At 70.4% G+C, this 16,743-nt stretch carries 15 protein-coding genes; 7 read left to right on the plus strand and 8 right to left on the minus strand.

The genetic code is table 11. From position 1 onward, the window contains the following. Nucleotides 1-51 precede the first annotated feature (51 nt). The 5 genes from ACZ5U5_RS18675 (at nucleotide 52) to ACZ5U5_RS18695 (ending at nucleotide 4,780) form a co-directional block, all read left to right on the plus strand. Nucleotides 52-1,170: a hypothetical protein gene (locus ACZ5U5_RS18675; protein ID WP_469022765.1), complete on the plus strand. Its 1,119-nt coding sequence runs from the start codon at nucleotides 52-54 to the stop codon at nucleotides 1,168-1,170. A 147-nt stretch (nucleotides 1,171-1,317) separates the two neighbouring features. Then, nucleotides 1,318-2,022, plus strand: a complete 705-nt coding sequence (msrA, locus tag ACZ5U5_RS18680) for a peptide-methionine (S)-S-oxide reductase MsrA (RefSeq protein WP_469022767.1) — start codon at nucleotides 1,318-1,320, stop codon at nucleotides 2,020-2,022. 82 nt (nucleotides 2,023-2,104) lie between these two features. After that, the gene (locus ACZ5U5_RS18685) at nucleotides 2,105-3,325 is read left to right on the plus strand and encodes a phosphorothioated DNA-binding restriction endonuclease family protein (RefSeq protein WP_469022770.1); all 1,221 of its coding nucleotides are present in this window, start codon (nucleotides 2,105-2,107) and stop codon (nucleotides 3,323-3,325) included. A 184-nt stretch (nucleotides 3,326-3,509) separates the two neighbouring features. Then, nucleotides 3,510-4,166, plus strand: coding sequence for an ATP-dependent Clp protease proteolytic subunit (locus ACZ5U5_RS18690; RefSeq protein WP_469022773.1), 657 nt, complete (start codon nucleotides 3,510-3,512; stop codon nucleotides 4,164-4,166). A gap of 5 nt (nucleotides 4,167-4,171) precedes the next feature. Continuing rightward, nucleotides 4,172-4,780, plus strand: a complete 609-nt coding sequence (locus ACZ5U5_RS18695; protein ID WP_469022776.1) for a ClpP family protease — start codon at nucleotides 4,172-4,174, stop codon at nucleotides 4,778-4,780. Nucleotides 4,781-4,798: 18 nt separating this feature from the next. Here ACZ5U5_RS18695 and ACZ5U5_RS18700 read toward each other — a convergent pair whose 3' ends face one another. Both ACZ5U5_RS18700 and ACZ5U5_RS18705 read right to left on the minus strand, forming a co-directional pair. Further along, nucleotides 4,799-5,215, minus strand: coding sequence for a helix-turn-helix domain-containing protein (locus ACZ5U5_RS18700; protein ID WP_469022780.1), 417 nt, complete (start codon nucleotides 5,213-5,215; stop codon nucleotides 4,799-4,801). A gap of 111 nt (nucleotides 5,216-5,326) precedes the next feature. Then, entirely contained in the window at nucleotides 5,327-6,274 is a 948-nt protein-coding gene (locus ACZ5U5_RS18705) for an aminoglycoside phosphotransferase family protein (RefSeq protein ID WP_469022782.1), read from the minus strand. 74 nt (nucleotides 6,275-6,348) lie between these two features. Between ACZ5U5_RS18705 and ACZ5U5_RS18710 the strand changes: the two genes are divergently transcribed. Further along, on the plus strand, nucleotides 6,349-7,170 hold the full coding sequence (locus ACZ5U5_RS18710) for an alpha/beta fold hydrolase (RefSeq protein ID WP_469022787.1): 822 nt from the start codon (nucleotides 6,349-6,351) through the stop codon (nucleotides 7,168-7,170). A 27-nt stretch (nucleotides 7,171-7,197) separates the two neighbouring features. Here ACZ5U5_RS18710 and ACZ5U5_RS18715 read toward each other — a convergent pair whose 3' ends face one another. After that, on the minus strand, nucleotides 7,198-7,584 hold the full coding sequence (locus ACZ5U5_RS18715) for a VOC family protein (RefSeq protein ID WP_469022789.1): 387 nt from the start codon (nucleotides 7,582-7,584) through the stop codon (nucleotides 7,198-7,200). A gap of 155 nt (nucleotides 7,585-7,739) precedes the next feature. Continuing rightward, nucleotides 7,740-8,798: an NAD(P)-dependent alcohol dehydrogenase gene (locus ACZ5U5_RS18720; protein ID WP_469022792.1), complete on the minus strand. Its 1,059-nt coding sequence runs from the start codon at nucleotides 8,796-8,798 to the stop codon at nucleotides 7,740-7,742. Between the two features lie 118 nt (nucleotides 8,799-8,916). On the opposite strand from ACZ5U5_RS18720, the gene ACZ5U5_RS18725 reads away from it, so the two are divergent. Next, nucleotides 8,917-9,828: a helix-turn-helix domain-containing protein gene (locus tag ACZ5U5_RS18725; protein ID WP_469022795.1), complete on the plus strand. Its 912-nt coding sequence runs from the start codon at nucleotides 8,917-8,919 to the stop codon at nucleotides 9,826-9,828. Nucleotides 9,829-9,846: 18 nt separating this feature from the next. On the opposite strand, the gene ACZ5U5_RS18730 is transcribed toward ACZ5U5_RS18725, so the two are convergent. The 4 genes from ACZ5U5_RS18730 to ACZ5U5_RS18745 all read right to left on the minus strand — a co-directional run bounded on the left by ACZ5U5_RS18730 (nucleotide 9,847) and on the right by ACZ5U5_RS18745 (nucleotide 16,531). Then, on the minus strand, nucleotides 9,847-10,617 hold the full coding sequence (locus ACZ5U5_RS18730; RefSeq protein ID WP_469022797.1) for a globin domain-containing protein: 771 nt from the start codon (nucleotides 10,615-10,617) through the stop codon (nucleotides 9,847-9,849). Between the two features lie 186 nt (nucleotides 10,618-10,803). After that, on the minus strand, nucleotides 10,804-14,148 hold the full coding sequence (locus ACZ5U5_RS18735; RefSeq protein ID WP_469022800.1) for a S8 family peptidase: 3,345 nt from the start codon (nucleotides 14,146-14,148) through the stop codon (nucleotides 10,804-10,806). A 122-nt stretch (nucleotides 14,149-14,270) separates the two neighbouring features. Next, a complete protein-coding gene (locus tag ACZ5U5_RS18740) occupies nucleotides 14,271-14,954 on the minus strand; it encodes an ABC transporter ATP-binding protein (RefSeq protein ID WP_469022802.1) in 684 nt (227 codons plus the stop codon). Between the two features lie 80 nt (nucleotides 14,955-15,034). After that, complete coding sequence (locus ACZ5U5_RS18745; RefSeq protein WP_469022805.1) at nucleotides 15,035-16,531, minus strand: ABC transporter permease; 1,497 nt, start codon at nucleotides 16,529-16,531, stop codon at nucleotides 15,035-15,037. Nucleotides 16,532-16,743: the final 212 nt, after the last annotated feature.

Here is a 16,743-nt window from a genome sequence, read left to right on the forward strand (position 1 = left end):
AGTTCGGGACTGGTTCGCCAAGTGTCAGACCGGTCTGGTTCGCTTGTACTCATGGAGATTCTCTGGGTGCTGATGGCGGCGATCATGATCGGGGCGGTGCTCGGCCCGTTCCTGCTGCGCAGGCGCGGCGGAATCCGCCAGGTCGCGCCCGGTTCACCGGACGCCGCGGACCCGGCGGACTACGGCTTCGCGCGTCAGGAGGAGCTGGACATCCGCATGCCGGGCCCGGACCGCGACCTCCTGGACGTCCTTGACGTGGTCCAGCAGTCGCAGAGCTGGAAGGCGGCCTCGCAGCTGCTCGCGGGCACGGAGGTGCACGGCGAGGTGCGCTGGCAGCGGGTGCAGGCGTTCGCGGGCGCGGCGTCCCTGGAGCTGCAGCAGCGGCCCGGCGGGGTCAGCGACCAGCCCGGCGGGCAGTGGCTGCGGGTGTGGCGGGCCGAGGCGCCCAAGGACGCGGGCGGTGCCGCGGTGCACGCGGAGTTCCTCGTCCAGCAGGCCTGGCGGTCGTCGACCTCCGGGACGGACGAGTTCCGGATCATCCTGGAGGAGGCGAAGGAGGCCTGCGCGCAGGCGGCGCTCCTCTCCCCCGGCGACCCCATCCCGTACATCATCGAGCTCTCGATCGCGCGTGGCCTCGCGTATCCGCGCGCGGAGTTCGAGCAGCTGTGGCTGAAGATCCTCGACCGCGCCCCCGCGCACATGGGAGCGCATCTGGCGGCCCTGCACTACTGGTGCGAGAAGTGGCACGGCTCGCGCGAGCTGGCCGCCGACTTCGCGGAGGCCGCGGCGGCCCGCGCGCCCAAGGGCTCCCTCCTGTCCGCGACGCCCCTGTTCGCGGTGTACGAGCACCTTCCCGAGGTGAACCTCGTCCGCGGGTTCTACGAGAGCGAGGTAGTCACCAAGGCCGTGGAGGGCGCGCTCTACGCAGTGCACTCGGCCCGTCCCAACGACCCGATGCTGGCGCACGTGCGGCATCTCCTGGTCTTCTTCCTGGTCCGCAGCGAGCGCTGGGGCGAGGCGATGAACCAGCTGATCCACGTGGACGGCCACGTGGGCGCCCTGCCCTGGACGGTCTCCCTCGACCCGGCCGCGGACTACGCGGTGTACCGCGCGCTCGCGGTCGCGGGCTACGAGGCGAACGGCGGAAGCCCCGCGACGCTGTCGCACTGAGGCGTGCGGGTGGTCCGGGCGGAGGAATGCGACTGCGCCCAGGCACGTTGAACCAGTAGCCGCCCGCCCACACCCGCCCGACGACACCCGCCCCCGCCCCCGCCCCGCCCCGCCCCGCCCCGCCCCGCCTCCAGGAGGAAAGCCCCCATGCTCTTCGGCCGCACGCCCGAGCTCCCCACCCCCGAGCAGGCCCTCAAGGGCCGCGCGACCCCCGAATTCGAGGTCCCGTCCCGCCACACGGTCCTCGGCAACCCGCTCCTGGGCCCCTACCCCGACGGCCTGGAGATCGCGGACTTCGGTCTCGGCTGTTTCTGGGGCGCCGAGCGCAAGTTCTGGCAGACCGAGGGCGTCTGGACGACGTACGTCGGCTATCAGGGCGGCTCCACGGAGAACCCCTCGTACGAGGAGGTCTGCTCGGGCCTGACCGGCCACGCGGAGGTGGTCCGCGTCGTCTTCGACCCGACGGTCGTCTCGTACGCCGAACTCCTGAAGCTCTTCTGGGAGTCCCACAACCCCACCCAGGGCTTCCGCCAGGGCAACGACGTGGGCACCCAGTACCGCTCGGCGATCTACACCCACTCCGCCGACCAGGAGGCCGCGGCCGTGGCCTCCCTGGACGCGTACCAGCAGGTCCTCACCGCGGCGAACCTCGGCACGATCACGACAACGATCCTCCCGGCGTCCCCCCGCCCGTTCTGGCCGGCGGAGGGTTACCACCAGCAGTACTTGGACAAGAACCCCGACGGCTACTGCGGAATCGGCGGCACGGGCGTGCAGTTGGCCAGCCCGTCGGAGACGAACTGGGGGCGGGCTTGCCCTACGGGGATCGCCCCTGCACCATCCGACGGCTGAGGGCGAAACGGCTCCCTCGCTCGGCTACTCGCGGGGCTGCCGGTGGGACGTGACGGTGCCGCCCCGGCCTATCCTGGGCGGCATGGCTCTGAGCGACATAGGCAGACGGGAAGTTCTGCAAGCCGTCGAGGAGTTCGACCGAGACGGGCAGAGCGCCTTCCTGCGCCGCTACGGCTTCAAGCCCTCCCGTGCCTATTTCCTCGTCGTCGACGGTCGCCACTACGACTCCAAGGCCATCGTCGGCGCCGCCCACGGCTACCTGGAAGGGCAACTTCCGCTGACGGCTTCGGAGTTCTCCGGTGGCCGGGATCATGCCGTGAAGCTGCTCGGTGCTCTGGGGTTCCAGGTGGTGTCAGGGGAAGCACCAGTCGATGCCACCCCTGACGGCTTCATCGACCGCATCGCCCGACTCCGTGTGGCCCGTGCGGAGACAGGCCCCCGCCTCTACCAGCCGATCACCCTTCTGTGGGCGATCGGACGAGCGTTCCGTGGCGAGGCACGCACGCTGCCCTGGGGCGAGACGAGCGCGGCCCTGAGCGGCCTGCTGCAGAAGTACGGCGTCCGGGGCGAGCGTCCCCGCCCCGACTACCCTGTCCTGGCTCTCCACCACGCCGGACTCTGGACTCTCCACGGTCATGAGGGCGCCGTCCCGCCAGCCCACGGCGATGCCGTGCCCCGCCGGTGGTTCGCCGAACGACGGCCGGACGGGGGCCTGGCCCCAACGGCGTACGACCTCATGCGGACCTCCGGGCAGGCCCGCGTCACCGTGATCCAGACGATCACCGATCGCTTCTTCGCGGACCTCGACGAGGTTCCGCTCCTCACCGAAGTGGGCCTGTACGACGAGTCGGTGGCCGACGACCGGCGCGGCGGGACGCGAGGCGCCTCCGTGCCCTTTCCCGCGGCGGACGCGGTCACCTTGGCGGCGCAATACGAAAGGCTGTGCGCGGTTGTGGAGCGGCGGGAGGAGACTCACGGCACCGAACGGCGTCGCGAGAGCGTCTCCCGCGACCCCATCCGTTCGGGAACGGCCAGGCGGGCAGTGCTTCTGCGCAGCAAGGGGCGTTGCGAGAACCCCGCGTGCGGTGGGCAGCCCGACGACGTGACGGACTCGGGCGATCCGATACTGGAGGTCGACCACATCGTGGAGATCGCGGGAGCGGGCCGCGATCACCCGACCCAGATGATCGCCCTGTGCCCGAACTGTCACGCCGTCAAGACCCGCGGCAGGACGAGAAACACATTGCGCCCGGTCTTCCTCGAAGTGGTGCGTGACCTACACCAACGGGCACGCAAACCCTAGAAGGGGAGCGCCCGCCTGCGCACCGAGAATGTCCGTGGCCGGCACCCTTCCTCCGTGCGCCCTCTGCCGTCAGCGAATCTGCCGCAGGCCGAGAATCCTTACGTGGCGGCGGTGGTCCGTCGAAGGTGGTGGGACACGGCAGCGGCCGGCAGGTGTGCCGCTCCCACCGTCAGGAGGATCGACGATGCCCATCATCGTGAACGGCCGGGGCCCCACCGCCCCGCACGCCTCCGAGGGCGAGACGCCCTCTTCTCGGTTCGATGATCATCTGGCCGCGCAGCTGCTGACCCAGCGGATCATCTTCCTCGGGACGCAGGTCGACGAGGTTTCCGCGAATCGCGTGTGTGCGCAGATGCTGTTGCTGTCCGCCGAGGATCCGCGGACCGACATCAGTCTCTACATCAACAGCCCCGGCGGTTCCGTCACCGCCGGGCTCGCCATCTACGACACCATGCGGCTGATCCCGAACGACGTGTCGACGCTCGCCATGGGGTTCGCCGCCAGCATGGGGCAGTTCCTGCTGACCGTCGGCACCTCGGGCAAGCGGTACGCCCTGCCCAACGCGCGGATCATGATGCACCAGCCGTCCGCGGGCATCGGCGGGACCACCGCCGACATCGCGATCCAGGCCGAGAACCTGGAGTTCACGAAGAGGTCCGTCGAGCGGATCACCGCCGAGCACACCGGACAGAGCGAGGACGTCATCTCGCGTGACGGCGACCGCGACCGGTGGTTCACCGCCGAGCAGGCCAAGGAGTACGGGATGGTCGACCAGGTGCTCGACTCGCTCGCCGATGTACGGCCCGCGGCCTCCAAGCCGCGTATGGGACTGGGGGTCTGACCGACATGAGCCAGTACACGATTCCCACCGTCGTCGAGCGCACCCCCCAGGGAGAGCGCGCCTACGACGTCTTCAGCAGGCTGCTCTCGGAGCGGATCATCTTCATCGGGACCGAGATCGACGACGGCGTGGCCAATGTCGTCATCGCGCAGCTGCTCCATCTGGAGTCCTCGAACCCCGAGCGTGAAGTCGCCATCTACATCAACTCGCCCGGTGGTTCCTTCACTTCACTCATGGCCATCTACGACACCATGAGCTTCATCAGCGCCCCGATCTCGACCTTCTGCGTCGGGCAGGCCGCGTCCACCGCCGCCGTGCTGCTCTCGGGCGGCGACCCAGGGCGGCGTTTCGTGCTCGAACACGCGCGGGTGCTGTTGGGGCAGCCCGCGAGCGGCGGGCAGCAGGGGACCGTCTCCGATCTCAGTCTCCAGGCCAAGGAGATGCTGCGGATCCGCTCACAGGTGGAGGAGGTCCTGTCCCGGCACTCGGGGCACGATGTCGCCACCCTGCGCGCGGACATGGACCGCGACAAGGTGTTCACCGCCGAGGACGCGGTGGCGTACGGGCTGGCGGACGAGGTGCTCAGTCGGCGGGCGCTCGCCTCCGCCGCCTAGCCCTGGCGCCGGCCCTGCCTACGCCGCCAGGCGGATGTCTCCCTGGCTTGGGCGCGTCGACCGCGTGCGCTGCATGCTCTGCGTGTGCTGCGTGCAGCGCGTCAGCTCGGCCTGGGTCAGGGAGAGCAGGTCCGCCAGGCTCAGGCCCAGTGCGCGGGCGCCGGCCGCGAGGACTTCGGACGAAGCCTCCTTGCGGCCGCGCTCCACTTCGGAGAGGTACGGCATCGAGATGCGGGCCGCTTCGGCGACGTCCTTGAGCGTCCGCTCCTGGGCGAGGCGCTCGCGGCGCAGCACGTCACCGACCACGTCCCGCCACAGGGGCTCTTTCGCCGCCGGTGTCACGGGAGTTGTGCGTGGGCGCAACGGGATGACGCGCGCGTGCCGCTCCGTCTTCGGGGCCTGCTCGGGGCTGGGGGAACGCTCTTGGCTGCTCACCCTCTCAGGGTAGAAGCCACCCGGCCTCCCGGGCAGTGATCAGCGTTCCGCCCCCGGCGAACGCCTCCCGAACCGCCGCCTCCCGAACCGCCGCCTCCCGACCGCCACACCTCACGTCAAGGCTTCCGCCAGCGCCTCCGTCGCCTTGATCACCCACGCGGGGTCCCCGTGCCGCAGTCCCCAGTGCGCCGCCGTCACCGCCCGCGCCTGCGCCCACCGCCTGGCCCGTTCACGGTCCACCTCGGCCGCGTCGGCGAAGACGTCGAGGCGGCGCAGGGCGGCGGCGCGCGGATCGGGAGCGGTGAGCAAGGGCTCGATACGGGAGCGCAGCAGGGTGATCGAGTCGTACGCGGGGTCGCCGACATAGCCCTTGGGGTCGATGGCCAGCCAGGGCTCGCGTTCCGACCTCAGTACGTTGGTGAAGTGCAGGTCGCCGTGGATCAGGGTGTCCGGCTGGTCCAGGCCCAGTTCGCGTACGGTCGCGATCGCCGCGGCCACCACACGCGCGGGCAACGGTGAACCCAACTCCCGGTCTTCGTCGCGCAGTTCGCACTCCCACTCGGCCACGAGCGAGCTCATGCGCGGCAGTCCCTCGGGCGCGGGCACGGCGAGGCGGCGCGCCAGGCGCCCGGCCACGGTCACCGCCTCGTCGGTGTCCTCGACGTCGGCGAGCGAACCCCCGGCCGGCGAACTACCGCCCGCCCCGGCCTTCGTACCCGCCCGCTCCAGGAGCATCGCGAAGCGCGCGTCGTCCCGCTCGTACAGGCGGACCGCGCCGCTACCCGACCAGACCGCGAAGGCGTGCGGCTCGTACACATTGCCGGGGTGTGGGAAGGAGATCTTCAGGACGGCGGGCGTCCCGTCGTACCGCCGTCTCACGGGGACGACGATGCCGACCTGCCCGTGCGTCACCGCTTCCGTCGGCTCGCAGTCCCAGCGCCTGAGCAGCTCGTCGGCGAGATCCGGCAGCGTCGCGAGCCAGGCCCTCCCCCGCTCGCCCTCCCGCTGGGCCGTGCTGAGCGCGAATCCCTCTGGTACCTCGATGGGTGTCCCGATCATCCCGGCACCCTAGGGCCTGTCCACCCCAGGGCCTGCTACCCGGGTGCGGACGGCCGGTGGCTACCGTTCACCCCATGCCCTTCGCTGAAGCCGCCGACGGCACTGCCCTGCACTACGAAGTCCACGGCTCAGGCCGCCCCCTGGTCCTGCTCAGCGGGCAGTCCAACAGTCGCCGCTGGTGGGACCCGGTGCGGGACGACTTCGCCGCCGCGTACCTGACCGTCGTACTCGACTGGCGCGGCACGGGCGAGAGCGGCCGCCCCGACACCGACAGCTACAGCACGCCCGGCTTCGCCCGCGACGTCGTCACCGTGCTCGACCACGCGGGCATCGACCGCGCTCATGTGTACGGCACGTCGATGGGTGGCCGCGTCGCCCAGTGGATCGCCGCCGATCACCCCGAGCGGGTCGACCGGCTCGTCCTCGGCTGTACGTCGCCGGGGGCGCCGCACGGCGTCGAGCGCGGGCCCGCGGTGCGGGCGGCCCTCACCCAGGGCGATCCGGCGGCGGCACACCGCGCCCTGATGGAGCTGATGTACACGCCGGGCTGGATCGCCGAGCAGGAGCGGGAGCGCGGCCCCGAGAAGCCCGTGTTCCACACCCTCGGCGATCCGGACATGCCCCCGCACGCCCGCCGGCACCATCTGCGGGCCAGCGCCCGGCATGATGCCTGGGACGCGCTGGCGCGGATCACGGCGCCGACGCTCGTCGTGCACGGCAGCGACGACGTGTTCAACCCGGCCGCCAACGCGCCCCTGCTCACGGAGCGCATCCGCGGGGCCCGGATGCGGCTCATCTCCGGTGCGCGGCATGCGTACTTCGAGGAGTTCGCGGAGGTCGCGACGCCGCTCGTGCTCGGCTTCCTGGCGGAGGAGCGCGGGCTTGAAGCGGCTTGAAACAGCTTGAAGCGCCTTGAAGCGGGCTTAGCTTCCGCTGCCGTACGGCCTCGTGAGGATCTCCAGGCTGTGGCGGTCCGGGTCCTCCCAATAGACGCCCCGGCCACCGTCATTGGTGTTGATCTCGTTCACGGCCGTGTGGCCCGGGTCGGCCCAGTAGGTGAGCCCCGCGTCCTTGATCCGCCCGAAGATGGTGTCGAACTCGTCCTCGGAGACCAGGAAGGCGTAGTGCTGGGGCGTGATCGCTCCGCCGCCGCTCTCCATGTAGTCCAGCGTGACGCCGTTCGGGATCTCGACGGGGAGGAACGGGCCGTACTGCGGGCTCACTTCGAGGCCGAGGATGTCGGCGAGGAACTGAGCGGAGGCCTTCTTGTCCTTCGCGGTGACGATGGTGTGGTTGAGCGAGATGGACATCGTGCGACCTCTTCCCGTACTTAGTGTGGTGGGTGCCCGTGGACACCCACCACACTAGGTACGGGTCACCCGCCCGGCATCCGCCACCAGGCCCCCACCTGGTGCGCAATGGGTCCTAGGCCCGCGGCCCGAGGCGGGTTCCGGCCACGAACGGCTCAGATGGTCGCCGCGTCGATCACGAAGCGGTAGCGCACGTCGCTGGCGAGGACACGCTCGTACGCCTCGTTGATCTGGCTCGCCTCGATCAGCTCGATCTCGGAGCCCAGGCCGTGCTCGGCGCAGAAGTCCAGCATCTCCTGGGTCTCCCGGATGCCGCCGATCATGGAGCCGGCGAGGGTCTTGCCGCCGCCGATCACGGAGAACAGGTTGAGCGAGACGGGCTCCTCGGGTGCGCCGACGTTCACGAAGGCGCCCTCGGGGCGCAGCAGGCCCAGGTACTTGTCCAGCGGCAGCGGCGCGGAGACCGTCGAGAGGATCAGGTCGAAGGAGCCCGTGAGCTGCTCGAAGGTGGCCTCGTCGCTGGTCGCGTAGTAGTGGTCGGCGCCCAGGCGCAGACCGTCGTCCTTCTTGCGCAGGGACTGCGAGAGGACGGTGACCTCGGCACCCATGGCGTGCGCGATCTTGACGGCCATGTGGCCGAGACCGCCCAGGCCGACGACGGCGATCTTCTTGCCGGGGCCCGCGTTCCAGCGGTGGAGCGGGGAGTACGTGGTGATGCCGGCGCACAGCAGGGGCGCAGCGACGTCGAGGGAGAGGCCGTCGGGGATGCGGAGGGTGAAGGCCTCGTCCACGACGACGTGCGAGGAGTAGCCGCCGTAGGTCGGCTCGCCGTCCTTGCCGAGGGCGTTGTACGTCTGGACGTTGCCCTTGTCGCAGTACTGCTCGAGTCCCGCCTTGCAGTTATCGCACTCGCGGCAGGAGTCGACCATGCAGCCGACGCCCACGCGGTCGCCGACGGCGAACTTGGTGACGGCGGAGCCGACCTCGGTGACGACACCGGCGATCTCGTGGCCCGGGACCATCGGGAAGATGCCCTCACCCCAGCCGTCGCGGGCCTGGTGGATGTCCGAGTGGCAGATGCCGGCGTACTTGATGTCGATCAGTACGTCGGTCTCGCCCACCGGGCGGCGCGGGACGGTGGTCCGCTCCAGGGGGGCCTTGGCGGACGGTGCGGCGTAGGCGGAAACGGTGGTGGTGCTGGTCTGTGCGGTCATGCACTCCACCGTGCCAGCCTCGCGAGCATCTACCCAGGTCACGGCTCTGCCTACGTCCAGTGGTCCTACTACTGGCGGGGACAGGCTGCCGCGTCCGCGAGCCCTGATACTGGGAAGCATGGACGATCAGGCCGCGCACTCCCCCGCCCCCGAGCCCCTCGACGGCCGGGCCGAGCTCAGCGAGTTCCTGCGCACCCGCAGGGCCCGGCTGCAGCCGGAGGACGTCGGCCTGCCGAACTTCGGGAGGCACCGGCGGGTGCCGGGGCTGCGCCGTGAGGAGCTCGCGCAGATCGCGGGGGTGTCCGTGGCGTACTACACCCGGCTTGAGCAGGGCAACGGCCGCAATGTCTCGGGCGAGGTCCTGGACGCGATCGCCCGTGCCCTGCGCCTCACGGACGCCGAGCACGCCCATCTGACGCACCTGGCCAAGCCGACGCAGCAAAAGAAGAAGCGCGCGGTCCGCCCGCAGCGCGTACGGCCTGCGCTGCTCCAGCTCATGGACGCGATGGACGGCATCCCCGCGTATGTGGCGGGCCGCCGCACGGACATCCTCGGCTGGAACCGCATGGCCGCGGCGCTCTTCGGCGACTGGGGAGCGCTGGCGCCGGAGGAGCGCAACTGGGCGCGGATCTGTTTTCTGCGGCCCGAGTCGCGCGTGATGTTCCGGGACTGGGAGCAGAAGGCGTCGGACATCGTGAGCTATCTGCGGATGGACGCGGGCTGCTATCCGAACGACCCGCTGCTCTCGGCCCTGGTGGGTGAGCTCTCCGTGAAGAGCGAGGAGTTCCGGAGCCTGTGGGCCACGCATGACGTGCGGGAGAAGGGCCACGGCGTCAAGCACCTGCACCATTCCCTGGTGGGCGATCTGACCTTGTCGTTCGAGACGCTGCGACTGCCGGACGACCACGATCAGTCACTGATGACGTACCACGCGGAGCCGGACTCGGCGTCGGCCGAGGCGCTGCGGCTGCTGGCCAGCTGGGGCGCGGACGCGACACGCACCGGGGCGGCGGGCGCCGGGAAGCAGTAACCCCCGGCGCCGCCCCCGTCACGGCTGGTGCGGGGGCGCCGCGCCCCAGTTCCACAGCGGCACCGGCTGGTCGGTGGGGCGGCTCGCGTCGGGGCCGGAGAAGTAGACCGCGAGGCGGGTTCCCCACTCGATGTAGGCGACGAAGGCGGAGCGGAACTCGGCGTCCGTCGGCAGGTCCGCGTCGTCCGCCGCGTCCTGTATGAGGTTGACCCAGCGGCGCCGCTGGGGCTCGGTGATGCCCCTGCCCAGGTGCTTGCCGACCATCTCGGCGTGGCCGCCGTGCTCCTGCGAGTACGTCGCCGGGCCGCCGAAGACCTCGCCGAGCCACTGGGCGACGTGCCGGGCGTGCTCGGCGGGCAGCCCCTCGAAGAGCGGGGCCAGGAGCTCGTCCTTGAGGACCTTCTCGTAGAAGATCTCCGTCAGGCGCTCGAAGTTCTCCTCGCCGCCGGCCCATGCGTACAGGGTCGGCGTGGAGGAACCGGTGCCGCGCACGGTCGTGGGTGTGTAGTGGCGCATCTCCTCGATGTTCTCGACGTACGGCTGGATCTCCTCGAAGAAGTCGCGGAAGAGCTCCGAGCGCCGAAAGCCCTCCATGTGGTCCTTGGTGGAGGTCCAGGTGATGCGGAGGACGAAGTGCTCGAAGTCCTCCTCGCAGCGCGTCAGTTCATAGTCGATGCACTGCGGGGCCGCCGCGAGAGGGACGGCGGCGCGCGTGTACGCGGAGAGGAACTCCGGGGAGCGCTCGGGCGGTATGCGGTAACGGATGTACTCGACGGTGTGGGCGGTCATGTGACGTCGGCTTCCTCTGGGTGGGCGGAGCCGGGACGCGCGCTCCCGGTCCACACCTTGTTCGACAACTCCGCTAGCGCGAAGGCTAGTTCGCTCTACGCGTAGGAGTACACGCAGCGGTCCCCGCGCCCCTGAGGGGCACGGGGACCGCGCTGGTTCAGCCGCTGAACCAGATCACCCGCTGAACTACTTGCCGTAGTACGCGTTGTAGATCGACAGCGTCGACTTGTTCCCCTTCTTGTCCGTGATCTTGGCGTGGAAGGAGATGCCCTTGCCCGCGGCCGGGTTCTTGACCTTGATCTTGCCGCCGCTGACGGTGGCCTTCTTCCAGGTCTGGCCGTAGTCGTACGACACGTACGCGGCAAGGGACTTGAGGTTCGAGCCCGCGGCCGCGCCCTGCACCGTCACCGGCACGGACTGGGTCTCGCCGGCCTTGGCCCTGCTGCTCAGGTCGACCGCCGCGGCGAACCGCGCCGTGGAGAGCGGCAGCGTCGCGTTGTCGGCCTTCTTCGAGCGGAACGTCCAGCTCGCGTCGATGCGGGTGGACGCCGCGGCGACCTTGACGCTGCGCTTCACGGACGTCGCCAGCTTGTACTCCGCCTCGGCCGCGGGGACCTTGAACGTGGCGCTGCCGACCAGCGGGTCCTCGTTCTCGCCGATCTTGGTGGCGCCCTTGTGCAGGGTCGTCTTCACCGACGAGTAGAGCGAGGAGCCCGCGTGCGTCTTGCCGTCGGCGAACAGCGGCAGGTTGCCGATGATCTCGTTGTCCTGGCGGAAGACGCCGTAGTTGCCGCCGATGCGCGGGCCGAAGACGGCCGTGTTGAACGTCTTCTCGTAGCTCTTGCCCGCCGCGAACTTCTGCGCGGCGCCCAGCGTGTAGACCGCGTCGAGGATCGGCCAGCCGTCCGGGTCGACCCCGGACTGCTGTTCGAAGTCCATGTTCCACTTCACGTCGTCGGCCGTGGACAGGTACAGCGTCCGGGTGCCGGGCAGCTCAGTCGGGATGCCGATCGAGGAGCCGCCCGAGCTGCCGGGGAGCCAGCCCGTGGCGTTGAACGTGCCCTTCTTGCCCTTGGCCGACGCGCCCAGGTTCGCCTTCACCGTGGTCAGCTCGGACGCCTTGTAGTGCTTGGTGTAGCCCGTGGCGACCTGCTTGACCTTGCCTCCGGCCACGGTGTTGTACTCGGCGAGGTCACCCTTGACCCAGTGACCGTCCCACTGCTGGTACAGCGTGCCGTCGGTGACCTGCGGACCCAGGTGCGCGGACCGGAAGTTGGTGTACCCGCCGTCGAGCCACCAGCCGAAGGAGTAGCCGGTGTGCGGTGTGTCGAGCGAGAACTCGGGCGAGGCGAAGTACGGCTTGGCGTCCGCCGACGGGACGGTGATGTCGACCGGCTTCGTCTTGCGGGCGTCCAGCGTCACCGTCGTGTCCTTGGTGACGCTCAGCTTCGGCTGGGCGATCCAGTCGGCGCCCTTGGTGAAGTCCGTCGGGTCGGCGTACATGCCGGTGTTCAGCACGTAACCGCCCTTGGGGACACGGAGCTTGACCGTGCCGGAGGCGTCGTACGGGTTGTAGGACTTCTGGGTGGCGAGCCCGGAGATGCCCTCCAGGTCGCTGTCGTAGTACTTCGGGGCCTGGCCGTCGCGCCCGATGTGCTTCAGCGTCAGCTCGTACGACTCGACCTCGCGCTCGACCGCGGCCGCCGTGCGCACGGACTGCCCGCCGCCGGTCGCCACGACGTACGCGGAGTAGGCGCCGTCGACCGTTCCGCCGAGCTTGGTGTCGGTGGTCAGGTCGACCGAGGCGCTGCCGCCCGCGGGGACCTTCACCGTCTTCGCGCCGAGCTTGAAGAAGCCCGCGGGAGCCGGGGCGCCCTTGGGGTTCGTGCCCGTCACGGCGAGATCGAGGGTGACGTCCTCCTTGCCGAGGTTCTTGTACGTCACCTTCTTCGTGACCGGCTTGTCGTCGGTGTGCGGCCACGCCTGCGGGGCGAAGGAGAGCGACACCGGCTCGGCGATCACCGACTGCTTGATGGCCTTGTCGACGGCGATACGGCCCGAACCCTGCTGGAACGGCGTGTACTTGAGCCCGCCGTCCTTCGTGGAAGCGGTCAGCGCGCCCTTGAGCTCGGCGTACTTCCAGTCCGGGTGCTGCTGCTTGAGCAGCGCTGCGGCGCCCGCCACGTGCGGGGTCGCCATCGACGTACCGGAGATCGTCAGATAGCCCTCGGGCTGCTGGCCGACCTCCTGGTCGATGACGCTGCCGGGGGCCGCGGCCGCGGTGATGTCCACGCCGGGGGCGGTGACATCGGGCTTGATGGCGCCGTCACCGACGCGCGGGCCCTGGCTGGAGAACTCGGCGAGCTTGTCGTTGTCGTCGACCGCGCCGACCGTGAGGGCCGCGTCCGCGCTGCCCGGGGAGCCGACGCTGCCGGGCTCCCCGTCGTTGCCCGCCGCGATCGCGAAGAGGATGCCCTTGTCCGCGGAGAGCTTGTCGACCTGGGCTTCGAGCGGGTCGATGCCGGGGGTGTCGCCGCCGCCGAGGCTCAGGTTCACGATGTCGGCGCCCTGCTCGGCCGCCCAGTCCATGCCCGCGATGATCCCGGAGTCGTCGCCGGAGCCGCTGTCGTCCAGGACCTTGCCGTTCAGGAGCTTGGCGCCGGGCGCCACGCCCTTGAGCTTGCCGCCGGACTTCGCGCCGGTGCCGGCCGCGATGGAGGCGACGTGGGTGCCGTGGCCGTAGCGGTCCTTGGCGTCCGCCGCCGGCGTGAAGTTCTTCTCGGCGACGACCTGGTCCTTCAGGTCGGCGTGCGTGGCGTCGACGCCGGTGTCCAGGACGGCGACCTTGACGCCCTTGCCGTCGAAGCCGGCCGCCCACGCCTTGTCGGCGCCGATCTGCGGCACGCTCTTGTCGAGGCTCGCCTTGCGGACGCCGTCCAGCCATACGCGGCTGACGCCGGACGCGGTGGCGCTGCCCTTGTCGGCGATCAGCGCGGACCACAGGTCGGTGGCGTCCTGCTTCGGCGTCGTGATGGCGTCAGCGTTGAGGGACTTCAGGGTCCTGCGGACCGTGGTGTCACCCGCCGCGCGCACATCGGCCTTGGCCCCGGCGGCGGCGCCCTTGTAGCCGACGATCAGCTTCAGGCCCTTCTTCTGGGCCTTGCGGTTGTCCTTCTTGCTCAGCTCGGTGACGTCGAAGAGACGCTGGTCGAGCTTGCCGGTGGCTATCAGGTGCTGCGCGTCGGCCGGGATCACCAGGCTGTGACCGCCGACGCGCTTGGTCTGTACGGGTATCCGCTCCCGCCCCTCCGCCCGCTCGAAGGCGGTGACGCGGCCCTTGGCGTCGGCGGTGACGCGGTCGCCGGTGATGAGGGTGATGCGGTGCGCGGTCCGTTCGGCGCTCTTGAGGCCCGCCGACTGCGCGGCTACCGCGTCCGGCGACTGCTTCGCCGCCGACGCCGGGCTGGTCATGCCCGCGGCGAGGGCCACGGCCGCCGCTGTGGCGATCGTGGCCCCGTAGGCTCTCTTCACTTTTCTGCGCAAGTCTCCCCCTGGAGGTCAAAGGGGCTCTCGCCCCTGGACGAGGAAGTATTGCCCAGGGTCGAACATCTGCTCAATAGTGCGTCAGAAGTGACGAGTTGGCAGAAGAGTGTTCATCGGTCGGCGCGTTCCGTGACGTTGATCTGTCCGCGCTCGATCGTCGCGAGCCGCGGCGCCTTCCGCGCGATGGCGCTGTCGTGCGTGACCATCACGAACGTCAGGCCGTGTTCCGTCCAGAGACCTTCGAGCAGCTCCATGATCTCGTCGCGCATGGACTCGTCGAGGTTGCCGGTCGGCTCGTCGGCGAGCAGCACCTTCGGCCGCTTGACCAGGGCGCGCGCGATGGCCACGCGCTGCTGCTGGCCACCGGAGAGCTCGGCGGGCAGATGGCTGCGGCGTTCGCCGAGGCCCACGGAGGCCAGGGCGTCCGCGGCACGCTCGCGGCGGTCCGCGGCGCCGAGGCCCAGCGGGACCAGGGCCGTCTCGACGTTCTCCTCGGCGCTGAGCGTGGGGATCAGGTTGAAGGACTGGAAGACGAAGCCGATGGACTCGGCGCGCACCTTGGTCAGCCGTGCCTCGGGCAGCGCGGCCAGGTCGACGCCGTCGAGTTCGACGCTGCCGGACGTCGGCCGGTCGAGCCCGCCGAGCATCTGCAGGAGCGTGGACTTGCCGCCGCCGGTCGGGCCCTGGATGACGAGCCGGTCACCGTCGCCGATGGCCAGGTCGACCCCGGCGAGCGCGTCGACGGTCTCCTTGCCCCTGCGGTACTGCTTGGTGACGCCCTTGAGCTGATACATGCTGTGACTCCTGCGATACGTAAGGGGGTTGGCGGCACGGTGAGAGTGCGGACGGCACGGTGAGGGCCGCCCGGGGCCGCCTACTCGACGCGGCGCAGGGCGTCCGCGGGCCGCAGCCGCGAGGCACGCCAGCCGCCGAAGGCGCCCGCGATGAGACCGCCGCCCACGGCGAGGCCGACGGCGAACGCGATGGTGGTGGCGCTGACCGGCGCGGTCAGCGAGATGTCCAGGGCCTTCGACGCCGACTCGCTCAGCGCGCCACCGGGGCCACCGCCCATGGCGCCACCGGGGCCGCCACCCGACTGGCCGCCCGACTGGCCGCCCGCCGAGCCGAGTTCCGCCGTCAGGGTGGGGCTGATCGCCGTCACCACGTACGCGCCGCCGAGGCCGACCGCGATGCCGAGCACGCCGCCCACCAGGCCGTTGACGACCGCTTCGCCGACGACCTGCCGGGTGACACGGCCGCTCTTCCAGCCGAGTGCCTTCAGGGTGCCGAATTCCCGTACACGACGGCTGACGGCGGACGACGTGAGCAGTCCCGCGACCAGGAAGGCCGCCACGAGCACCGCTATGGACAGCCACTTGCCGACGCTGGAGGCGAGGTCGGACGCGGTGGAGAGCGAGCCCGAGACGGTGTCGGCGAGGTCGGCCGACGTGGTCACGGTCGTCCCGGAGACGTTCTTCTGGATGGCGCTCTTGACCGCGCTGATCTGCTGCGAGTCCGCGGCCTTCACGTACACCGTGGTGATCTTGTTCTTCGAGTCCGCGAGGGTCTGCGCGCGCTTGAGCGGGAGGTAGAGGTTGGCCGCGGCGTCCCCGCTGTCGGGCGTCGCGATGCCGACGACCTCGATCTTGGTGCCGGAGATGGTGACGGTGTCGCCGACGGAGAGCTTCTCCTCCTTGGCGTACGAGGCGTCGGCGACGGCCACCTCGGCGTCGGAATCCGATCCCGTGAACGTACGCCCCTTGCTGATCTTCGAGGAGGTCAGCGGGCCCAGGTCGAGCTTGCTGACGTCCGTGCCGTAGACGCTGTAGGAGTCGACGTCGAAGTCGGCGCCACCGCCGCGCACCCGCCCTTCCTGCTGATCGCTGCCGCCACCGCCGCCACCGGGCGGCTGCGCCTTGCCGGTGGTCCCGGGCGCCTGCTCGAACTCGCCGCGCTCGAACTGGCCGTTGACCTTCATGACCTGCAGGCTCAGCCCGCCCACGGCGTCCGCGACGCCGCTCTGGCCGCCGACCTTCGTGACGGTGGACGAGGAGAGGGTCTGGAAGCCCTGCACCATGACGCGGTCGCTGCTCTGCTCCTTGCCGTCGTCGGCGTCCTTGGCGTCGAACTTGAACCGCGGGCGCCCGGCCGAGCCGCTGCCCTCCTCGGGCGGGGTGGCCGCCTTGGTGACGGTCATGTCGGTGCCGAGCCCGTAGAGCGACTGAAGAACTTTGCCCTGCGCCTGCTTCATGCCGGACGACACGGAGCTGACGACGATGACGAGCGCGATGCCGAGCGCGAGACCGGAGGCCACGACGAGGGCCGCTTTTCTGCGGCGGCGCAACTCGCGCCGCAGGTAGGTGAAGAACATGTGCGTGAAGCTAAGTACGCACCGTGATGAACGGATAAGGGCGGCATAAGAGAAGGATGAGAAGCCTCAACGGCCGCGGGGGGGGGGGGAAGGGGGGGGGGGGGGGGGGGGGGGGGGGGGGGGGTGTTGGGGGGGGGGGGGGGGGAGGTGGGGGTGGGGGGGGGGGGGGGGGGGGTGTTGGGGGGGGGGGGGGAGAAAAAACACCGGACGAC

It is taken from the genome of Streptomyces sp. NPDC033177 (genome assembly GCF_055577715.1).

What these genes read in the sequence shown, in the direction of transcription:
- ACZ5U5_RS18710 (WP_469022787.1), top strand. Translation starts at nt 6,349, where the DNA reads ATGCCCTTCGCTGAAGCCGCCGACGGCACTGCCCTGCACTACGAAGTC.
- ACZ5U5_RS18690 (WP_469022773.1), top strand. Translation starts at nt 3,510, where the DNA reads ATGCCCATCATCGTGAACGGCCGGGGCCCCACCGCCCCGCACGCCTCC.
- ACZ5U5_RS18695 (WP_469022776.1), top strand. Translation starts at nt 4,172, where the DNA reads ATGAGCCAGTACACGATTCCCACCGTCGTCGAGCGCACCCCCCAGGGA.
- msrA (WP_469022767.1), top strand. Translation starts at nt 1,318, where the DNA reads ATGCTCTTCGGCCGCACGCCCGAGCTCCCCACCCCCGAGCAGGCCCTC.
- ACZ5U5_RS18715 (WP_469022789.1), bottom strand. Translation starts at nt 7,584, where the DNA reads ATGTCCATCTCGCTCAACCACACCATCGTCACCGCGAAGGACAAGAAG.
- ACZ5U5_RS18675 (WP_469022765.1), top strand. Translation starts at nt 52, where the DNA reads ATGGAGATTCTCTGGGTGCTGATGGCGGCGATCATGATCGGGGCGGTG.
- ACZ5U5_RS18730 (WP_469022797.1), bottom strand. Translation starts at nt 10,617, where the DNA reads ATGACCGCCCACACCGTCGAGTACATCCGTTACCGCATACCGCCCGAG.
- ACZ5U5_RS18740 (WP_469022802.1), bottom strand. Translation starts at nt 14,954, where the DNA reads ATGTATCAGCTCAAGGGCGTCACCAAGCAGTACCGCAGGGGCAAGGAG.
- ACZ5U5_RS18725 (WP_469022795.1), top strand. Translation starts at nt 8,917, where the DNA reads ATGGACGATCAGGCCGCGCACTCCCCCGCCCCCGAGCCCCTCGACGGC.
- ACZ5U5_RS18685 (WP_469022770.1), top strand. Translation starts at nt 2,105, where the DNA reads ATGGCTCTGAGCGACATAGGCAGACGGGAAGTTCTGCAAGCCGTCGAG.
- ACZ5U5_RS18720 (WP_469022792.1), bottom strand. Translation starts at nt 8,798, where the DNA reads ATGACCGCACAGACCAGCACCACCACCGTTTCCGCCTACGCCGCACCG.
- ACZ5U5_RS18705 (WP_469022782.1), bottom strand. Translation starts at nt 6,274, where the DNA reads ATGATCGGGACACCCATCGAGGTACCAGAGGGATTCGCGCTCAGCACG.
- ACZ5U5_RS18745 (WP_469022805.1), bottom strand. Translation starts at nt 16,531, where the DNA reads ATGTTCTTCACCTACCTGCGGCGCGAGTTGCGCCGCCGCAGAAAAGCG.